Origin of the sequence: Kitasatospora fiedleri (assembly GCF_948472415.1) — a bacterium.
Taxonomy (GTDB): domain Bacteria; phylum Actinomycetota; class Actinomycetes; order Streptomycetales; family Streptomycetaceae; genus Kitasatospora; species Kitasatospora fiedleri.
The window spans coordinates 5,143,691-5,158,638 of record NZ_OX419519.1; the positions used below are offsets into that span (position 1 = coordinate 5,143,691).

The 14,948-nt window shown below is 72.8% G+C and carries 13 protein-coding genes and 5 tRNA genes; 12 read left to right on the plus strand and 6 right to left on the minus strand.

Annotation, left to right across the window (positions count from 1 at the left end):
- Nucleotides 1–87: 87 nt before the first annotated feature.
- The 4 genes from QMQ26_RS23645 to QMQ26_RS23660 all read right to left on the minus strand — a co-directional run bounded on the left by QMQ26_RS23645 (nucleotide 88) and on the right by QMQ26_RS23660 (nucleotide 5,619).
- Nucleotides 88–675, minus strand: coding sequence for a GTP-binding protein (locus QMQ26_RS23645; RefSeq protein WP_100836245.1), 588 nt, complete (start codon nucleotides 673–675; stop codon nucleotides 88–90).
- A complete protein-coding gene (locus tag QMQ26_RS23650) occupies nucleotides 656–1,102 on the minus strand; it encodes a DUF742 domain-containing protein (RefSeq protein WP_100836244.1) in 447 nt (148 codons plus the stop codon). Before QMQ26_RS23650 ends, QMQ26_RS23645 begins: the two co-directional genes overlap by 20 nt.
- Before the next feature lie 175 nt (nucleotides 1,103–1,277).
- On the minus strand, nucleotides 1,278–1,691 hold the full coding sequence (locus QMQ26_RS23655; protein ID WP_100838482.1) for a roadblock/LC7 domain-containing protein: 414 nt from the start codon (nucleotides 1,689–1,691) through the stop codon (nucleotides 1,278–1,280).
- Between the two features lie 10 nt (nucleotides 1,692–1,701).
- Complete coding sequence (locus QMQ26_RS23660) at nucleotides 1,702–5,619, minus strand: sensor histidine kinase (protein WP_282202614.1); 3,918 nt, start codon at nucleotides 5,617–5,619, stop codon at nucleotides 1,702–1,704.
- 533 nt (nucleotides 5,620–6,152) lie between these two features.
- Between QMQ26_RS23660 and QMQ26_RS23665 the strand changes: the two genes are divergently transcribed.
- The 8 genes from QMQ26_RS23665 to QMQ26_RS23700 all read left to right on the plus strand — a co-directional run bounded on the left by QMQ26_RS23665 (nucleotide 6,153) and on the right by QMQ26_RS23700 (nucleotide 9,480).
- Nucleotides 6,153–6,344: a hypothetical protein gene (locus tag QMQ26_RS23665; RefSeq protein ID WP_100836242.1), complete on the plus strand. Its 192-nt coding sequence runs from the start codon at nucleotides 6,153–6,155 to the stop codon at nucleotides 6,342–6,344.
- 139 nt (nucleotides 6,345–6,483) lie between these two features.
- The gene (locus QMQ26_RS23670) at nucleotides 6,484–7,281 is read left to right on the plus strand and encodes a fumarylacetoacetate hydrolase family protein (protein WP_100836241.1); all 798 of its coding nucleotides are present in this window, start codon (nucleotides 6,484–6,486) and stop codon (nucleotides 7,279–7,281) included.
- Nucleotides 7,278–8,822, plus strand: a complete 1,545-nt coding sequence (gltX, locus tag QMQ26_RS23675) for a glutamate--tRNA ligase (RefSeq protein ID WP_404813943.1) — start codon at nucleotides 7,278–7,280, stop codon at nucleotides 8,820–8,822. Before QMQ26_RS23670 ends, gltX begins: the two co-directional genes overlap by 4 nt.
- Before the next feature lie 222 nt (nucleotides 8,823–9,044).
- A tRNA-Gln gene (locus tag QMQ26_RS23680) sits at nucleotides 9,045–9,116 on the plus strand.
- A gap of 20 nt (nucleotides 9,117–9,136) precedes the next feature.
- Nucleotides 9,137–9,209: transfer RNA gene (locus tag QMQ26_RS23685), tRNA-Glu, on the plus strand.
- Nucleotides 9,210–9,243: 34 nt separating this feature from the next.
- Nucleotides 9,244–9,316: transfer RNA gene (locus QMQ26_RS23690), tRNA-Glu, on the plus strand.
- Between the two features lie 12 nt (nucleotides 9,317–9,328).
- Nucleotides 9,329–9,403 (plus strand) — tRNA-Glu (locus QMQ26_RS23695).
- Between the two features lie 2 nt (nucleotides 9,404–9,405).
- A tRNA-Gln gene (locus QMQ26_RS23700) sits at nucleotides 9,406–9,480 on the plus strand.
- A 212-nt stretch (nucleotides 9,481–9,692) separates the two neighbouring features.
- On the opposite strand, the gene QMQ26_RS23705 is transcribed toward QMQ26_RS23700, so the two are convergent.
- The gene (locus QMQ26_RS23705) at nucleotides 9,693–10,406 is read right to left on the minus strand and encodes an IclR family transcriptional regulator (protein ID WP_100836239.1); all 714 of its coding nucleotides are present in this window, start codon (nucleotides 10,404–10,406) and stop codon (nucleotides 9,693–9,695) included.
- 233 nt (nucleotides 10,407–10,639) lie between these two features.
- Here QMQ26_RS23705 and leuC point away from each other — a divergent pair, with 233 nt between their 5' ends.
- The 4 genes from leuC to QMQ26_RS23725 all read left to right on the plus strand — a co-directional run bounded on the left by leuC (nucleotide 10,640) and on the right by QMQ26_RS23725 (nucleotide 13,900).
- Nucleotides 10,640–12,061, plus strand: a complete 1,422-nt coding sequence (gene leuC, locus QMQ26_RS23710; protein ID WP_100836238.1) for a 3-isopropylmalate dehydratase large subunit — start codon at nucleotides 10,640–10,642, stop codon at nucleotides 12,059–12,061.
- A 3-nt stretch (nucleotides 12,062–12,064) separates the two neighbouring features.
- On the plus strand, nucleotides 12,065–12,661 hold the full coding sequence (leuD, locus tag QMQ26_RS23715) for a 3-isopropylmalate dehydratase small subunit (RefSeq protein ID WP_100836237.1): 597 nt from the start codon (nucleotides 12,065–12,067) through the stop codon (nucleotides 12,659–12,661).
- Nucleotides 12,662–12,795: 134 nt separating this feature from the next.
- Nucleotides 12,796–13,086: an SCO5555 family protein gene (locus tag QMQ26_RS23720; RefSeq protein WP_400692688.1), complete on the plus strand. Its 291-nt coding sequence runs from the start codon at nucleotides 12,796–12,798 to the stop codon at nucleotides 13,084–13,086.
- 133 nt (nucleotides 13,087–13,219) lie between these two features.
- On the plus strand, nucleotides 13,220–13,900 hold the full coding sequence (locus QMQ26_RS23725) for an HU family DNA-binding protein (protein ID WP_100836236.1): 681 nt from the start codon (nucleotides 13,220–13,222) through the stop codon (nucleotides 13,898–13,900).
- A 231-nt stretch (nucleotides 13,901–14,131) separates the two neighbouring features.
- Here QMQ26_RS23725 and QMQ26_RS23730 read toward each other — a convergent pair whose 3' ends face one another.
- Nucleotides 14,132–14,914 (minus strand): GntR family transcriptional regulator, encoded by a 783-nt coding sequence (locus tag QMQ26_RS23730; RefSeq protein ID WP_282202616.1) that lies wholly within the window; start codon nucleotides 14,912–14,914, stop codon nucleotides 14,132–14,134.
- Nucleotides 14,915–14,948 lie beyond the last annotated feature (34 nt).

Consider the following 14,948-nt stretch of genomic DNA (forward strand, 5'->3'; position numbering starts at 1 on the left):
GTCAGACCGGCCCGGCAAATGCCTACCGAACTGTTACCGGGGGACGCGAACCATTCCTGGCGCGCGCCCCCCGGCCGGGTCGGGCCTTCATCGGAGTCGGGCGAGGAGGGCGTGTTCGACGAGGGTGATGAGGGCGCTCTTGGCGCTGTCGCGGCGTCGGGCGTCGAGGGTGATGATGGGGATCTCGGTGTTGAGTTGGAGTGCTTCGCGGACTTCTTCGGGGGTGTGGGCCTGGTGTCCGTCGAAGCCGTTGAGGGCGACGACGAAGGGGAGGCCGCTGTTCTCGAAGTAGTCGAGGGCGGGGAAGCAGTCGGCGAGGCGGCGGGTGTCGACGAGGACGACGGCGCCGATGGCGCCGCGGACGAGGTCGTCCCACATGAACCAGAAGCGGTCCTGTCCGGGGGTGCCGAAGAGGTAGAGGATGAGGTCTTCGTCGAGGGTGATGCGGCCGAAGTCCATGGCGACGGTGGTGGTGGTCTTGCCGGAGACGTGGCTGAGGTCGTCGATGCCGGCGGAGGCCGAGGTCATGACGGCTTCGGTGCGCAGGGGGTTGATCTCGGAGACCGCGCCGACGAGGGTGGTCTTGCCCACGCCGAATCCGCCGGCGACGACGATCTTGGCGGAGGTGGTGGCGCGGCTGGGGGCGGCGGCCGCGTTAGAGCTTGCGAAGTCCACTGAGGACCCTTTCGAGCAGCGTGACGTCAGGCGTACCGCCCGACTCGCCCGCGGCGGCGGGCTGGTGGATGGCGACCAGACCGGCTTCCGCCAGGTCTGCGACGAGGATGCGGGCGACCCCGAGCGGGACACCTGCCAGCGCGGAGATCTCGGCGACCGACTTGACCTCGCGGCACAGCGACACGATGCGGGCGTGCTCGGGGAGCAGCCCGCCCGGAGCGGTGGTGGCGGTGGTCGAGATCAGCGCCTCGATGGCCAGTTGGTAGCGGGGGCGGGTGCGTCCACCGGTCATGGCGTACGGGCGGACCAGCGGCTGCTGCTCGTAGCCGTCCGACTGCTGGCCGCCGTACCCGCCGGCCTGCTGGCCGCCGTAGCCGTTTCCGTACCCGTTGCCGTACGCGCCGGCGGGTGTCGGGGGCGGGGTCATGCGTCCTCCTTGTGCTGCAGTCGTCGCGGCCGGAGCCCGCGGGGGCCGTTGGCTGACGGGCTGTCAGCCACCGTGCGGCGAGGACCTGGGGTGGGAGCGCCGGACCCGGGGTCGGGTCGGGTCCGGCGCGGTGAGGGTGGTGCGAAGGAGTGAGTCGGGGATCGGGCGGGACCGGTCAGTGCAGCAGGCTGCCCTGGAGCTCCGCCCGCAGGGCCGGCGTGAGCACCGCGCCGGCCCGGTCGACCAGCAGGGCCATCTCGTAGCCGACCAGACCGATGTCGGAGTCCGGCGAGGCGAGGACCGCGAGCGAGGAGCCGTCGCTGATCGCCATCAGGAACAGGAACCCGCGCTCCATCTCCACGACGGTCTGGTTGACCTCGCCGCCCTCGAAGATGCGGCTGGCGCCGGAGGTCAGCGAGGTCAGTCCGGAGGCGACGGCGGCCAGCTGGTCGGCGCGGTCCCGGGGGAAGCCCTCGGACATGCACAGCAGCAGACCGTCGGCGGAGACCACCACGGTGTGGGACACCCCGGGGGTGTTGTCCACGAAATTGGTGATCAGCCAGTTCAGGTTCTGTGCGGCCTGGCTCATCTGGATCAACTCAACGCTCCTGGTGCTCGGGGCCGAAGCCGTTGTTGCCATCGACGTCGGACCGCCCGCCACGGGCTCCCCGGTAGCCCTCGGACGTCCCGCCGAAGTCGAAGCCCGGCCGCTGCTGCGACGCGGGACCGCCGAAGCCCGGCTGCTGCGTCCCCGCCTGGCGGCCCTGCTGGATGCCGCGGCGCAGGTTGGTCAGCCGGCCGCGCACCTCCTCGGGGCTGCGCGAGACCTGGGGACCGGTCAGCGGGCTGGCCTCGGCGCTGCCGGAGACCAGGTTGGCCTGCGGGGTGCGGCGCGGCAGCCCCGACGTGGTCAGGCCGTCGGTCTGCGGCTCGCGCATCTGCTCGGCCCGGCGCCAGCGCTCGTCGTTCGCCGACGAGCGCCACGGCGCGTCCGGGTCGCCCTGCGGCTCCACCGCGGGGCCGCCCGCCGGAGCACCGCCGAACGGCGCCGCCGGGCGCTGCTGCTGCGGCTGCTGCGGTTGCGGCTGCTGCGGTCGGCCCTGCCCCGGCTGACCGCCCTGGAACGGCCGGCCGCCCTGGAACGGCTGGCCCGGCTGGCCCGGCTGGCCCTGCGGACCGGTCGGGCGCTGCGGCGCGGCCGGACGCTGCGGCAGGCCCTGGGACTGCGGGCCCGGCGCCTGCGGACGCTGCCGCTCGACCGGCTCGCCCTGCGGACGCTGCCGCTCGGCCTGCGGCCCCGGCTCGACGAAGCCCGGCGCGGAGGTGCCGGGGCGCTGCGGCTGGTACGGACGCGGCCGGAGCTGCTCGTGGCCCGGCGCCGGAGCGGCCTGCGCCCCCGGCCCGGACGGCCGGTCACCGGCGGTCGGCAGCGCCATCGGCTGCGGACGCTCCGCGAACTGCGGCTGCTGCGGCTGCTGCTGGGACTGCGGCGACCGCGGCGGGACGCCCTGGCCCACCGGGTCCGGCAGCACCGGCTCCACCAGGCCGAGGCCCAGCGGGTCGCGCGGGTCGATGTCGGACGCCTCGAACCGCGGCCGGGCGAACCCGCCGGACTGCTCGGTCGGAGCGGCCTCCAGCGGCGCGGCCGGCTGCTGCGGCGGCAGCGGACGGCGCTGCGGCTGCTCGGCCCGCCCGTGGTGCTGGGCCGGCTCGCCGCCCGGACGCTGCTGGCCCTGCTGCGGGCCGCCCTGCGGACCCTGCGGGCCCTGCGGACGGCGCTGGCCCTGCGGACCGCCCACCGGCGGCTGACCGGGCTGCCCCGGCCGGCCCGGCTGCGGACGCCGCGGCGGCAGACCGCCGCCGGGACCGCCCGGGAAGCCCGGACCGCCCTGGACGCCCGGGGCACCCGAGGCGCCCGGCACCCGGCGCGGCGGCAGGCCGCCACCGGCGGGCGCACCCGCGCCCGGACCGGCCGGGGCCGACGGGCCGGGCCCGCCCGGTCCCGGGTTCTCGCGCAGCGACTGGCCGACCGAACGGGTCGGCAGTCCGCCGGTGCGGCCGCCCTGGGCCGTACCGGTGCCGAACGCGCCGCCCGGGCCGAACCCGCCGTCGCCCGGCTGGCCGCCGGACGCACCGGGCCCGCCCGGCGCGCGCCGCGGCGCACCCGGGCCGCCGGGCGCACCGGCGGGGGAGAACAGGTCGGGGCTGCCGCCGGCCGGGCCCTGGCCCAGCTGCGGACGGCCCGCGGGGTCCTGCGGACCGGACTGGCCGAGCGGGGTGCGCCCGCCGGGCAGGTCGCCCGCCGGGCGGCCCTGCTGGCGCGGCGTCGGCGCCAGGCCGCGCTGCTGCTTGCCGCCGGCCTGCCCGGCCCCGGCGCCCGCACCGGGCCGGTTGCCGCGCCGTTCGGCGGAGTTGGTGACGTCGACCGGGAGCATGACCAGCGCGGTGGTGCCGCCGGAGTCGGACGGGCGGAGCTGAATCCGGATGCCGTGCCGCAGGGACAGCCGGCCGACCACGAACAGGCCCATCCGGCGGGAGACGGAGACGTCCACGACCGGCGGGTTGGCGAGGCGCTCGTTGATGTCGGCGAGGTCGTCGGGGGACAGGCCGATGCCGGTGTCGTGGATCTCGATCAGCACCCGGCCGTCCGGCAGGGCGTGGCCGGTGACCCGGACCCGGGTCTGCGGGGAGGAGAACGAGGTGGCGTTCTCCAGCAGCTCGGCGAGCAGGTGGACGAGGTCGTTGACGACCCGGCCGGCCACCTCGGCGGTGGGCACCGAGGCCAGCTCGACGCGCTCGTACTGCTCCACCTCGGAGGCCGCGGCGCGCAGCACGTCGACCAGCGGGACGGGGCGGGTCCAGCGGCGGCCCGGGTCCTCGCCCGCGAGGACGAGCAGGTTCTCGCCGTTGCGGCGCATGCGGGTCGCGAGGTGGTCGAGCTTGAACAGCGAGGCCAGCTGGTCCGGGTCGGCCTCGCGGCTCTCCAGCTCGGAGATCAGCGACAGCTGGCGCTGGATCAGGCCCTGGCTGCGGCGCGAGAGGTTGGTGAACATCGCGTTGATGTTGCCGCGCAGCAGCGCCTGCTCGGCGGCCAGTCGGACCGCCTCGCGGTGCACCATGTCGAAGGCGTGCGCCACGTGGCCGATCTCGTCGGCGGAGTCGACGCCGACCGGTTCGACGGTGACGTCGACGTCGTGCGGGTCGCTCTCGGAGAGGGTCTTGACCAGCTCCGGCAGGCGGCGCTCGGCGACGTCCTCGGCGGAGGTCTGCAGGCGGGTCAGCGAGCGCACCATCGAGCGGGCCACCAGGGCGGCGCCGGCGATGGCGACGATGAGCACCAGGCCGACCAGCGAGGCGTTGATGACCGACTGGGTGTCGGCGTCGGACTGGAGCTGCTGGGCCTTGCCGTTCAGGTCCTCCAGCAGCTTCTTCTCGATGGTCCGCTCGGCGTTGATCTTGGCCGTGGACTCCTCGTACCACTGCTGGTAGCTGACGCCGTCGGTCTGCTTGATGCCGTTGGGGTTGAGGACGGCCTGGGCGAACCGGTCGGCCTCGGCGACCACCTTGTTGTAGCTCATCGAGGAGCGCAGCGAGCGGGCCGGGCCCTCGCCGTACAGCGCGGTGAAGTTCTCCATCGCGTTGTCCTCGGCGGCCCGCAGGCGGACGCCGAAGGTCTCGTCGGAGGCGGAGAAGTTCGGCGGGTCCTGGGCCAGCGCGGCGGAGATCAGCGCGCGCTGCATCGAGCTGGCCTCCTTGGCCAGCGAGAACTGGTACAGGGTGCGGGTGGACTTGACCAGCTCGGCGGAGTTCGAGGTGATCGCGATGTCCTGGGCGGCGCCGATCAGGTCGTTGATGATCACGTTGTAGTTGGTGATCGTGGCCTGGATGTTGTTGGCGTCCTTGAACGCGCCCTTGCGGGCCCGGGGGAGCGAGTTGAGGTCCTTGCGGACCTGCAGCAGCAGGGTCTTGGAGCCGGCCAGGTCGAGGTTGTCGAACTTGTCGGCGGCCGCGTTGAACTTCTTCGAGAGCGCGGTGCTGTCGGCGTACGCCTGCTGGATGTCCTTGTCGGTGTCCGCGTCGCCGCCGTGCGCCACCGGGCCGGCCGCGATGTCGCGCTCGGTCTGCAGGGCGTCGGCGAGGTCGGTCGCGGTCCGGGCCAGCTCGGCCAGGTCGCTCATCTGGGAGAGCTCGCGGGAGTTCTCCATCGAGCTCTGCACGCGCAGGCCGCCGAAGACCAGCGCCACGATCACGGGCAGGAAGAGCAGCGCGATCAGGCGGGTGCGGATGCGCCAGTTGCGCATGGCGAAGCGGCTCAGGCCGGTGGCCCGGCGGCGGTTCAGCGTGCCGCGGAGTCTGGCGCGGCGGCTCTTGCTGTCGGCAGGCGTGTCGCCGCCCTGTTCGTGCGGAGCGCTGTTCGCGCCCGGCGCACCGGTGTCGGCGGCGGGTTCGGCGGGGGCGCCGAAGGGCCGCTCGCCCTGCCCCGTCGGCGCCGGTGCGGCCTGGTGGGGGCCGGCCACGGGCTCCCGCGACTCCGGGTCACCCGCGGCGCCGCTGCCCCTCTTGAAACGTCCCTGCACTGGCGTCGCAACCTCTGGACCGGGCGCCCTTCCCCGCCGGTGCGGAGATAGGGCGGTGTCGAGTTTTTCCGTGGCATTCCAGCACAGCGGGGGAAGTCCAACAAGGGCCGTTACGACACGGTGTCCTGGGCCACCCTCCGCGCGCGGCGTCTCACGTTCCGTGGTGCATCGGACGGGGAATACGGTCCTTTTCGGACACTTGACGCGAGCGGGTCAACGAACGTCAAGATCGATTTGTGCATGGAATGTCCGGGATATCCCTAATGGTGCATTCCGGCATTGGTCCGGAATCGTCACCTCCGCCCCCTTTGGTCCGGCAATTGTGAGCAAAATCACAGTCGAATGTGTAGCTTTGGTCACGGCCGCTGTGGAATGGGCTCCCTAACCTGGCAGGGTTGATCTGAGCCTGCCCAGCGGCGGGCCCGCGCAAAAGCGCAAAATTCCGTTCGAGCGAAACAAGGGTGCTGACGCACATGTCCGACACGACCGAGCAGGCCACCGGCGCCACCCCGAGCACCGGCTCCACGGCCAACCCGCGCCGCACCACCCTGGCCTCCGTCGCGGACTTCTCCGAGCTGCCCGGCTCCGCCGCCCCCCGCACCCCGCGCGCCTACGCCGCCGCCCTCCCGGCCAGCACGGCCAACCCGCGCCGCACCGTCCGCTGACCGCCGCCCCGGCCCCCCGCCTGCGGCGGGCGCGGTCGCCGCGCCGATAACCTGGTGCGACGAGCCGGGCCCGGTACTGCGGGCCCGGCCACCGTCCGGGAGCGTCCGGGCGGCCGACGAACCGAGAGGTTGCAGGGCTGTGCGTATCGCCAGGTTCTCCGTCCGTGAAGGGAGCCCCGCGGCGGGCTCGGTCTCCTTCGGCGTCATCGAGGGGGACGCCGCACAACCCGACTCGCTGGTGGTGCACACCCTGGCCGGCCACCCCTTCGGCACCCCGCAGCCGACCGGCGAGACCCACCGCTTGCGGGACGTCCGGCTGCTCGCCCCGATGCTCCCCAGCAAGGTCGTCGCGGTCGGCCGCAACTACGCCGCGCACGCCGCCGAGCTGGGCAACGAGGTCCCGGCCGTTCCGCTGACCTTCTTCAAGCCCTCCACCGCCGTCATCGGCCCCACCGAGTCCGTCGCCTACCCGCCGTTCTCCTCGGACGTGCAGTACGAGGCCGAACTCGCCGTGGTGATCGGCCGGATGTGCCGCGAGGTGCCGATCGAGCGCGTCCCCGAGGTGGTCTTCGGCTACACCTGCGCCAACGACGTCACCGCCCGCGACGTGCAGCAGCGCGAGGGCCAGTGGGCCCGCGCCAAGGGCTTCGACACCTCCTGCCCGCTCGGCCCGTGGATCGAGACCGACCTCGACCCCGCCGACCTGGCCGTCACCTGCACCGTCAACGGCGAGCTCCGCCAGGCCGGCCGGACCTCCCAGATGGTCCGCTCGGTCGCCGAGCTGATCGTGCACGTCTCCGAGGCGATGACCCTGCTCCCGGGCGACGTCATCCTCACCGGCACCCCCGCCGGCGTCGGCCCCCTGAACATCGGCGACGAGGTCGCCGTCTCCGTCGAAGGCATCGGCACCCTCTCCAACAAGGTCGTCAAGCGATGAAGGAAGCAGCGAGCGTGACTAGTGCAGACAACAGCGGCTCCGCCACGGGGAAGAACCCCGGCGTGCGGGTCCGCTTCTGCCCCTCCCCGACCGGCAACCCGCACGTCGGCCTGGTCCGCACCGCCCTGTTCAACTGGGCCTACGCCCGGCACAACGGCGGCACCCTGGTGTTCCGGATCGAGGACACCGACGCGGCCCGCGACTCCGAGGAGTCGTACCAGCAGCTGCTCGACGCGATGCGCTGGCTCGGCTTCGACTGGAACGAGGGCCCCGAGGTCGGCGGCCCGCACGCCCCCTACCGCCAGTCGCAGCGGATGGACGTCTACGCCGACGTCGCCGAGCGCCTGCGCGCGGCCGGCCACGCCTACCCCTGCTACTGCACCACCGAGGAGCTCGACGCCCGCCGCGAGGCCGCCCGCGCCGCCGGCAGGCCCTCCGGCTACGACGGCCACTGCCGCGACCTGACCGCCGACCAGGTCGCCGTGTACGAGCAGGAGGGCCGGCAGCCGATCCTGCGCTTCCGGATGCCCGACACCACCCTCGCCTTCGACGACCTGGTCCGCGGCCCGATCTCCTTCGACCCGAAGGACGTCCCCGACTACGGCATCGTCCGGGCCAACGGCGCCCCGCTGTACACCCTGGTCAACCCGGTCGACGACGCCCTGATGGAGATCACCCACGTCCTGCGCGGCGAGGACCTGCTCTCCTCGACGCCCCGTCAGATCGCCCTGTACGCCGCCCTGGCCGACATCGGCGTCGGCAACGGCACCACCCCGCGCTTCGGCCACCTGCCGTACGTGATGGGCGAGGGCAACAAGAAGCTCTCCAAGCGCGACCCGCAGGCCTCGCTCAACCTCTACCGCGAGCGCGGCTTCCTCCCCGAGGGCCTGCTCAACTACCTGGCCCTGCTGGGCTGGTCGCTCGCCGAGGACCGCGACATCTTCGACATCGACGAGATGGTCGCCGCCTTCGACCTCGCCGACGTCAACGGCAACCCGGCCCGCTTCGACCTCAAGAAGGCCGAGCACATCAACGCCGAGCACGTCCGCCGCCTCGCCCCCGAGGAGTTCGTCCAGCGCCTGGTGCCCTACCTCCAGGCCCCCGGCCTGCTCCCGGCCGAGCCCACCGCCGAGCAGCTCGACCTGCTGGCGAAGGTCGCCCCGCTCACCCAGGAGCGGATGGTGGTCCTCTCCGAGATCGTCACCATGGCCGGCTTCCTGTTCGTCGTCCCCGCGGACTTCGCCGTCGACCCCGAGGACGCCGCCAAGGTCCTCACCGCCGACGCCCGCCCGGTGCTGGCGGCCGCGGTCGAGGCGCTCACCGCGCTGCCCGACTTCACCCCCGAGCCGATCCAGGCCGCGCTGCGCGCCGCCCTGGTCGACGGCCTGGGCATCAAGCCGAAGTTCGCCTTCACCCCGCTGCGGGTCGCGGTGACCGGGCGCCGGGTCTCCCCGCCGCTGTTCGAGTCGATGGAACTGCTCGGCCGCGAGGAGACGCTGCGCCGGCTGCTCTCCGCCCTGGAGCTCCTGCCGGCCTCCTGAACCGGCCTCCCGAACCGGACCCGGCCCTTCCCGGGCCGCCCGCCGGACACCCGCGGGGCACCTGCGGGCCATGTCGCTGACCTGGCCCGCAGGTGTCCGGCGCGCTGCCTGCGGTTATCGATTTTGGAGCGGGGCGGGGCGTCGGGTAATGTTCTTTCTGCGCCGCCCGGGCAGGGAGGCGCAAGACACCGAGGAAGACCCCGCAGAGGGGTTGAACTCTGGTGGGGTATGGTGTAATTGGCAGCACGACTGATTCTGGTTCAGTTAGTCTAGGTTCGAGTCCTGGTACCCCAGCGCAGTATCACTGCAGGTAAGCCCCCGTTGTGTAGTGGCCTAGCACGCCGCCCTCTCAAGGCGGTAGCGCCGGTTCGAATCCGGTCGGGGGTACGCAATTTTGACAATTGCAGAACGAATGAGTCCCGCCCCCGTTGTGTAGTGGCCTAGCACGCCGCCCTCTCAAGGCGGTAGCGCCGGTTCGAATCCGGTCGGGGGTACTCGCTCATTCGGGCCCCCGTTGTGTAGTGGCCTAGCACGCCGCCCTCTCAAGGCGGTAGCGCCGGTTCGAATCCGGTCGGGGTACGTATGGGGTATGGTGTAATTGGCAGCACGAGTGATTCTGGTTCATTTAGTCTAGGTTCGAGTCCTGGTACCCCAGCCAAGAAAAGCTCCACAGCGCAAGCTCCGGGAAACCGGGGCTTTTCTGCGTTTCCGCCCCTCCGCGGTTCCACCCCCTCCGCGGTTCCACCCCCTCCGCAGTTCCACCCCCGTCCGCCCCTCCGTCTCCGCCGGCGTCCCCGCGCCCGCCCGGTCCGGACGCGCGACCGCCCTCCCGGCCGGGGGGCGGGAGGGCGGGGCGGGGGCCGGGCCGGATCAGGTGCGGCGGAGTGCTTCGGTGAGGCGGTTCGCGGCCTCGATGATGGCCTGGGCGTGCAGCCGGCCGGGGTGGCGGGTGAGCCGCTCGATCGGGCCGGAGACCGAGACCGAGGCGACCACCCGGTTGGACGGGCCGCGGACGGGGGCGGAGACCGAGGCGACGCCGGGCTCGCGCTCGCCGATGGACTGGGCCCAGCCGCGGCGGCGCACGCCGCTGAGCGCGGTAGCGGTGAAGCGGGCGCCCTGGAGGCCGCGGTGCAGGCGCTCCGGCTCCTCCCAGGCGAGCAGGACCTGCGCGGCGGACCCGGCCTTCATCGGCAGCGTCGAGCCCACCGGCACGGTGTCGCGCAGACCGGACAGGCGCTCGGCGGCGGCCACGCAGATCCGCATCTCGCCCTGGCGGCGGTAGAGCTGGGCACTCTCGCCGGTCACGTCCCGCAGGTGCGTCAGCACCGGGCCGGCGGCGGCCAGCAGCCGGTCCTCGCCGGCGGCGGCGGAGAGCTCGGCGAGCCGGGGGCCGAGGATGAAGCGGCCCTGCATGTCGCGGGTGACCAGGCGGTGGTGTTCGAGTGCGACGGCGAGTCGGTGGGCCGTGGGCCGTGCCAGACCGGTGGCGGCGACCAGCCCCGCCAACGTGGCGGGGCCCGACTCCAGTGCGCTGAGCACCAGAGCGGCCTTGTCGAGAACGCCGACGCCGCTAGTGTTGTCCATGTCTCGATACTGCAGTCTCAATCAGCGAGACGCAAGTTCAATCTTCCGAGAAAAGCGCCACTCTTGGAGTCAGCAGCCCGGGAGACACCCAGGGCGGCACCCCACCACGGTGTCCGCATTCTGGACGGTCCGGCGTGCAGGTCGCGACTCCAAGCGAGCCTCACAGGGCGGCACGGGACAAGACCTCGACGATCACGAGAAGGCCGGCAGAGCGGCCGGCTGGAGGGAATCCGATGGGACGGACACTCGCAGAGAAGGTCTGGGACGACCACGTCGTCCGGCGCGCCGAGGGCGAGCCCGACCTGCTCTACATCGACCTGCACCTGCTGCACGAGGTGACCAGCCCGCAGGCGTTCGACGGCCTCCGGCTGGCCGGCCGCCCGGTGCGCCGGACCGATCTGACGATCGCCACCGAGGACCACAACACCCCGACCCTCGACATCGACAAGCCGATCGCCGACCCAGTCTCCCGGGTCCAGCTGGAGACGCTGCGCCGGAACGCCGCGGAGTTCGGCGTGCGCATCCACTCGCTGGGCGACGTCGAGCAGGGCGTGGTGCACGTGGTCGGCCCGCAGCTGGGCCTGACCCAGCCCGGCACGACCGTGGTCTGCGGCGACTCGCACACCTCCACCCACGGCGCCTTCGGCGCGCTGGCCTTCGGCATCGGCACCAGCCAGGTCGAGCACGTGCTGGCGACCCAGACCCTGCCGCTGGCCCCGTTCAAGACCATGGCGATCACCGTCGAGGGCGAGCTGCCCGAGGGCGTCACCGCCAAGGACCTGATCCTGGCCGTGATCGCCAAGATCGGCACCGGCGGCGGCCAGGGCTACGTCCTGGAGTACCGCGGCTCGGCGATCCGCAGCCTCTCCATGGAGGCCCGGATGACGGTCTGCAACATGTCCATCGAGGCGGGCGCCCGGGCCGGCATGATCGCCCCGGACCGCACCACCTTCGACTACCTGCAGGGCCGCCCGCACGCCCCGCAGGGCGAGGACTGGGACGCCGCGGTCGCCTACTGGGAGACCCTGGCCACCGACGAGGACGCGGTCTTCGACGCCGAGGTGTTCATCGACGCCACCGAGCTGACCCCGTTCGTCACCTGGGGCACCAACCCGGGCCAGGGCGCGCCGCTGGGCGCCGACGTGCCGAACCCGGCCGACTTCGCGGACCCGCAGGAGCGGATCGCCGCCGAGAACGCCCTGAAGTACATGGGCCTGGAGGCCGGCACCCCGCTGCGCGAGGTCAAGGTCGACGCGGTCTTCGTCGGCTCCTGCACCAACGGCCGGATCGAGGACCTGCGGGCCGCCGCCGCCATCGTCGAGGGCCGCCGGATCGCCGAGGGCGTCCGGATGCTGGTCGTCCCGGGCTCCGTCCGGGTCGCCCTGCAGGCCGTCGAGGAGGGCCTGGACAAGGTCTTCACCGCCGCGGGCGCCGAGTGGCGGCACGCCGGCTGCTCGATGTGCCTGGGCATGAACCCGGACCAGCTGGCCCCGGGCGAGCGCTGCGCCTCCACCTCGAACCGCAACTTCGAGGGCCGCCAGGGCAAGGGCGGGCGCACCCACCTGGTCTCCCCCCAGGTGGCCGCGGCCACCGCGCTGGTGGGCCGTCTGGCCGCACCCGCGGACCTGTCCGACAACGTGGCCGTGGAGGTCTGAGCCATGGAGAAGTTCACCACCCACACCGGCCGGGCCGTCCCGCTGCGCCGCTCCAACGTGGACACCGACCAGATCATCCCGGCGCACTGGCTGAAGAAGGTCACCCGCTCGGGCTTCGAGGACGGCCTGTTCGAGGCCTGGCGCAAGGACGAGTCCTTCGTCCTGAACCTGCCCGAGCGCCGGGGCGCCACCGTCCTGGTCACCGGCCCCGAGTTCGGCACCGGCTCGTCCCGCGAGCACGCCGTCTGGGCGCTGCAGAACTACGGCTTCCAGGCCGTCATCTCCTCCCGCTTCGCCGACATCTTCCGCGGCAACTCGCTGAAGAACGGCCTGCTCACGGTGGTCCTGCCGCAGGAGACCGTGGAGCGGCTCTGGGCGCTGACCGAGGCCGACCCGACCGCCGAGATCACCGTCGACCTGGAGGCCCGCGAGGTCCGGGCCGAGGGCGTCACCGCCCCGTTCGAGCTGGACGACAACGTGCGCTGGCGGCTGCTGAACGGCCTGGACGACATCAGCATCACCCTGCAGAACGAGCCCGACATCGCCGCGTTCGAGGCCGGGCGGCCCTCCTTCAAGCCGCGCACCCAGCCGGTCGCCTGAGTCACCGCTTTCTGACGCTCCGACAACAAGACCCGCCCCCCTCCGGGGCGGGTCTTCGTTGTTCGCAGGGGAGTTCGTCAGCCGGGAATAGACCCTGGTGTAGCGCAACTCCGCACAGATGGCACAATCGTTGCATGCACCACAGTCCCGAACCCCCGTACCAGGACGGCGAACCGGCGTCCGGGGACGGTCAGGACGGTGCTGCCGACTCGGAAGTCACCCTGCTCTACGCACTGGTGGCCGAGCGGTTGAAGCAAGCCCACGCCCGCGTTCACGCGCTGAACGTGTCGACGGACGCAAAGACCGCTCTCACCCGACAACTGCTGATCGTCACCGAGACCGCGAAGCGCGATCTCCCGGGGGCGGCACGGCGGTTGAGTCGCTTTGTGCAGGACCTCGACGAGGGGCGGATGCCTCCCCGGTGAGCACCTCCATGCGCAAATCCATTGCGACACTAGGGTGATTCACGCGTTTGGTAATTGAAAGTCAGCAGATACATACCTAACGTGCGAAAAGAACGGATGGAATCATCCGGCGCCCGTTTCCGAAGGGGAAGACGTGAACAAGGCTCAGCTTGTCGAAGCGGTGGCCGAGCAGCTGGGCGGTCGCAAGGCTGCCGCAGAGGCCGTCGACGCAGTGCTCGACACCATGGTGCGTGCCGTCGTGGCGGGTGACCGCGTCTCGGTCACCGGTTTCGGCACCTTCGAGAAGGTGGAGCGCTCGGCGCGCTTCGCCCGCAACCCGCAGACCGGCGAGCGGGTCAAGGTCAAGAAGACCGCGGTGCCGCGGTTCCGCCCCGGCCAGGGCTTCAAGGACCTCGTCTCCGGCAGCAAGAAGCTGCCGAAGGACGGCCCGTCGGTCAAGAAGGCCCCCAAGGGCTCGCTCACCCCGGGCAAGTCCGGCGTGGCCGCCAGCCCGGCCGCCAAGCGCGCCGCCACCAAGCGCGCCGCCGCGGCCGGCACCGCCGCGACCAAGAAGACCGCCGCCAAGAAGACGGCCACCACGGCGACGGCCAAGAAGGCGGCCCCGGCGAAGACCGCGGTCAAGAAGGCCACCACCGCCAAGACCGCCGTGGCCAAGAAGACCAGCGCCGCGGCGACCAAGAAGGCCACCACCGCGGCCAAGAAGACCACCACCGCGGCGGCGGCCAAGAAGGCCACCGCCACCGCCAAGAAGACCGCTCCGGCGAAGAAGACCACCACGCGGAAGACCACCGCGCGCAAGTCCACCGCCAAGTAGTCGCCCCGCACCCGGCACCGGCCCGTTCGGCGCCGGGGCACCGGCCGCGACGGCTCCGGCCCGGTTCCCTCCCCGGGCCCGGACCGGCGCGGCCTTTTCCGCGTTCGCCGCGCCGCGCCGCGTTCGCCCTGCCGCGCCGGGTCCGCCGCATGCGTCGCTCTCCGCATGCGTCGCTCTCCGCATTCGCCCGCCGGGCGGGCCGGGCCGAGCGGCCGTCGGCGCGACGCGGTGTCAGGCCGACCCGCCGAACGGGGAAAAGCGCGCGGCCGGGAATTGCTCCGGCACTTCCACCGGCAACTCGTAGCAGATCGCCCAGCGGGAATCCGGAATGACCAGATCCGCGGTCTCCACCGGCCGCCCGGAGTCGTCCAGGTACGTCCGCTCGACCAGCGTCACCAGGTCGCCGGCGGTGATCCCCAGCAGGCCCGCCTGCTCCGCGGTCGCCCGGGCCGGGCGCAGCCGCTCCACCGCGCGCGCCACCCGCACCCCGAGCGACGCCATCCGGGCCACCACGCCGCGGCCGTGCAGCGGCCCGTACTCGGGCAGCAGCACCGGGGTGTCCCCGGTGAGGTCCATCGGCTCCCAGGAATCGGCCAGTTGGGCGGTCCGGCCGTCCAGCAGGAACTCGTACCTGGTGTGCACCGTCAGCGTGCCCGGCTCGATCCGCAGCCGCCGCGCCACCCCGTCCGGGGCGGGCGTGCGGGCCGCCGACTCCGACTCCCAGCCGCCGTCCGGCACCAGCGAGGCCGGGAACGCCCCCGCCGTCCGCGACCGCATCATCGCCAGCCGCTCCACCGGCTCCCGGACGTAGGTGCCGGACCCGGTCCGGCCCTCCAACAGCCCCTCCCCGATGAGCACTTCCTGGGCCCGCTGGAGCACGTTCGGCCCGACGCCGTAGCTCTCGGCCAGCCGGGCCCGGGACGGCAGCCGCTCGCCGACCGCCCACTCCCCGGCCGTCACCCGGCGGCGCAGGTGGTCCGCGATGCGGAGGTACGGCGGGTCCTGTGAGGGCATCTGGCGTCTCCCGGCGGAGGGCGATTCCCGCCGA

What these genes read in the sequence shown, in the direction of transcription:
- leuD (WP_100836237.1), top strand. Translation starts at nt 12,065, where the DNA reads ATGGAGAAGTTCACCACCCACACCGGCCGGGCCGTCCCGCTGCGCCGC.
- QMQ26_RS23650 (WP_100836244.1), bottom strand. Translation starts at nt 1,102, where the DNA reads ATGACCCCGCCCCCGACACCCGCCGGCGCGTACGGCAACGGGTACGGA.
- QMQ26_RS23655 (WP_100838482.1), bottom strand. Translation starts at nt 1,691, where the DNA reads ATGAGCCAGGCCGCACAGAACCTGAACTGGCTGATCACCAATTTCGTG.
- QMQ26_RS23730 (WP_282202616.1), bottom strand. Translation starts at nt 14,914, where the DNA reads ATGCCCTCACAGGACCCGCCGTACCTCCGCATCGCGGACCACCTGCGC.
- leuC (WP_100836238.1), top strand. Translation starts at nt 10,640, where the DNA reads ATGGGACGGACACTCGCAGAGAAGGTCTGGGACGACCACGTCGTCCGG.
- QMQ26_RS23665 (WP_100836242.1), top strand. Translation starts at nt 6,153, where the DNA reads ATGTCCGACACGACCGAGCAGGCCACCGGCGCCACCCCGAGCACCGGC.
- QMQ26_RS23705 (WP_100836239.1), bottom strand. Translation starts at nt 10,406, where the DNA reads ATGGACAACACTAGCGGCGTCGGCGTTCTCGACAAGGCCGCTCTGGTG.
- QMQ26_RS23720 (WP_400692688.1), top strand. Translation starts at nt 12,796, where the DNA reads ATGCACCACAGTCCCGAACCCCCGTACCAGGACGGCGAACCGGCGTCC.
- gltX (WP_404813943.1), top strand. Translation starts at nt 7,278, where the DNA reads ATGAAGGAAGCAGCGAGCGTGACTAGTGCAGACAACAGCGGCTCCGCC.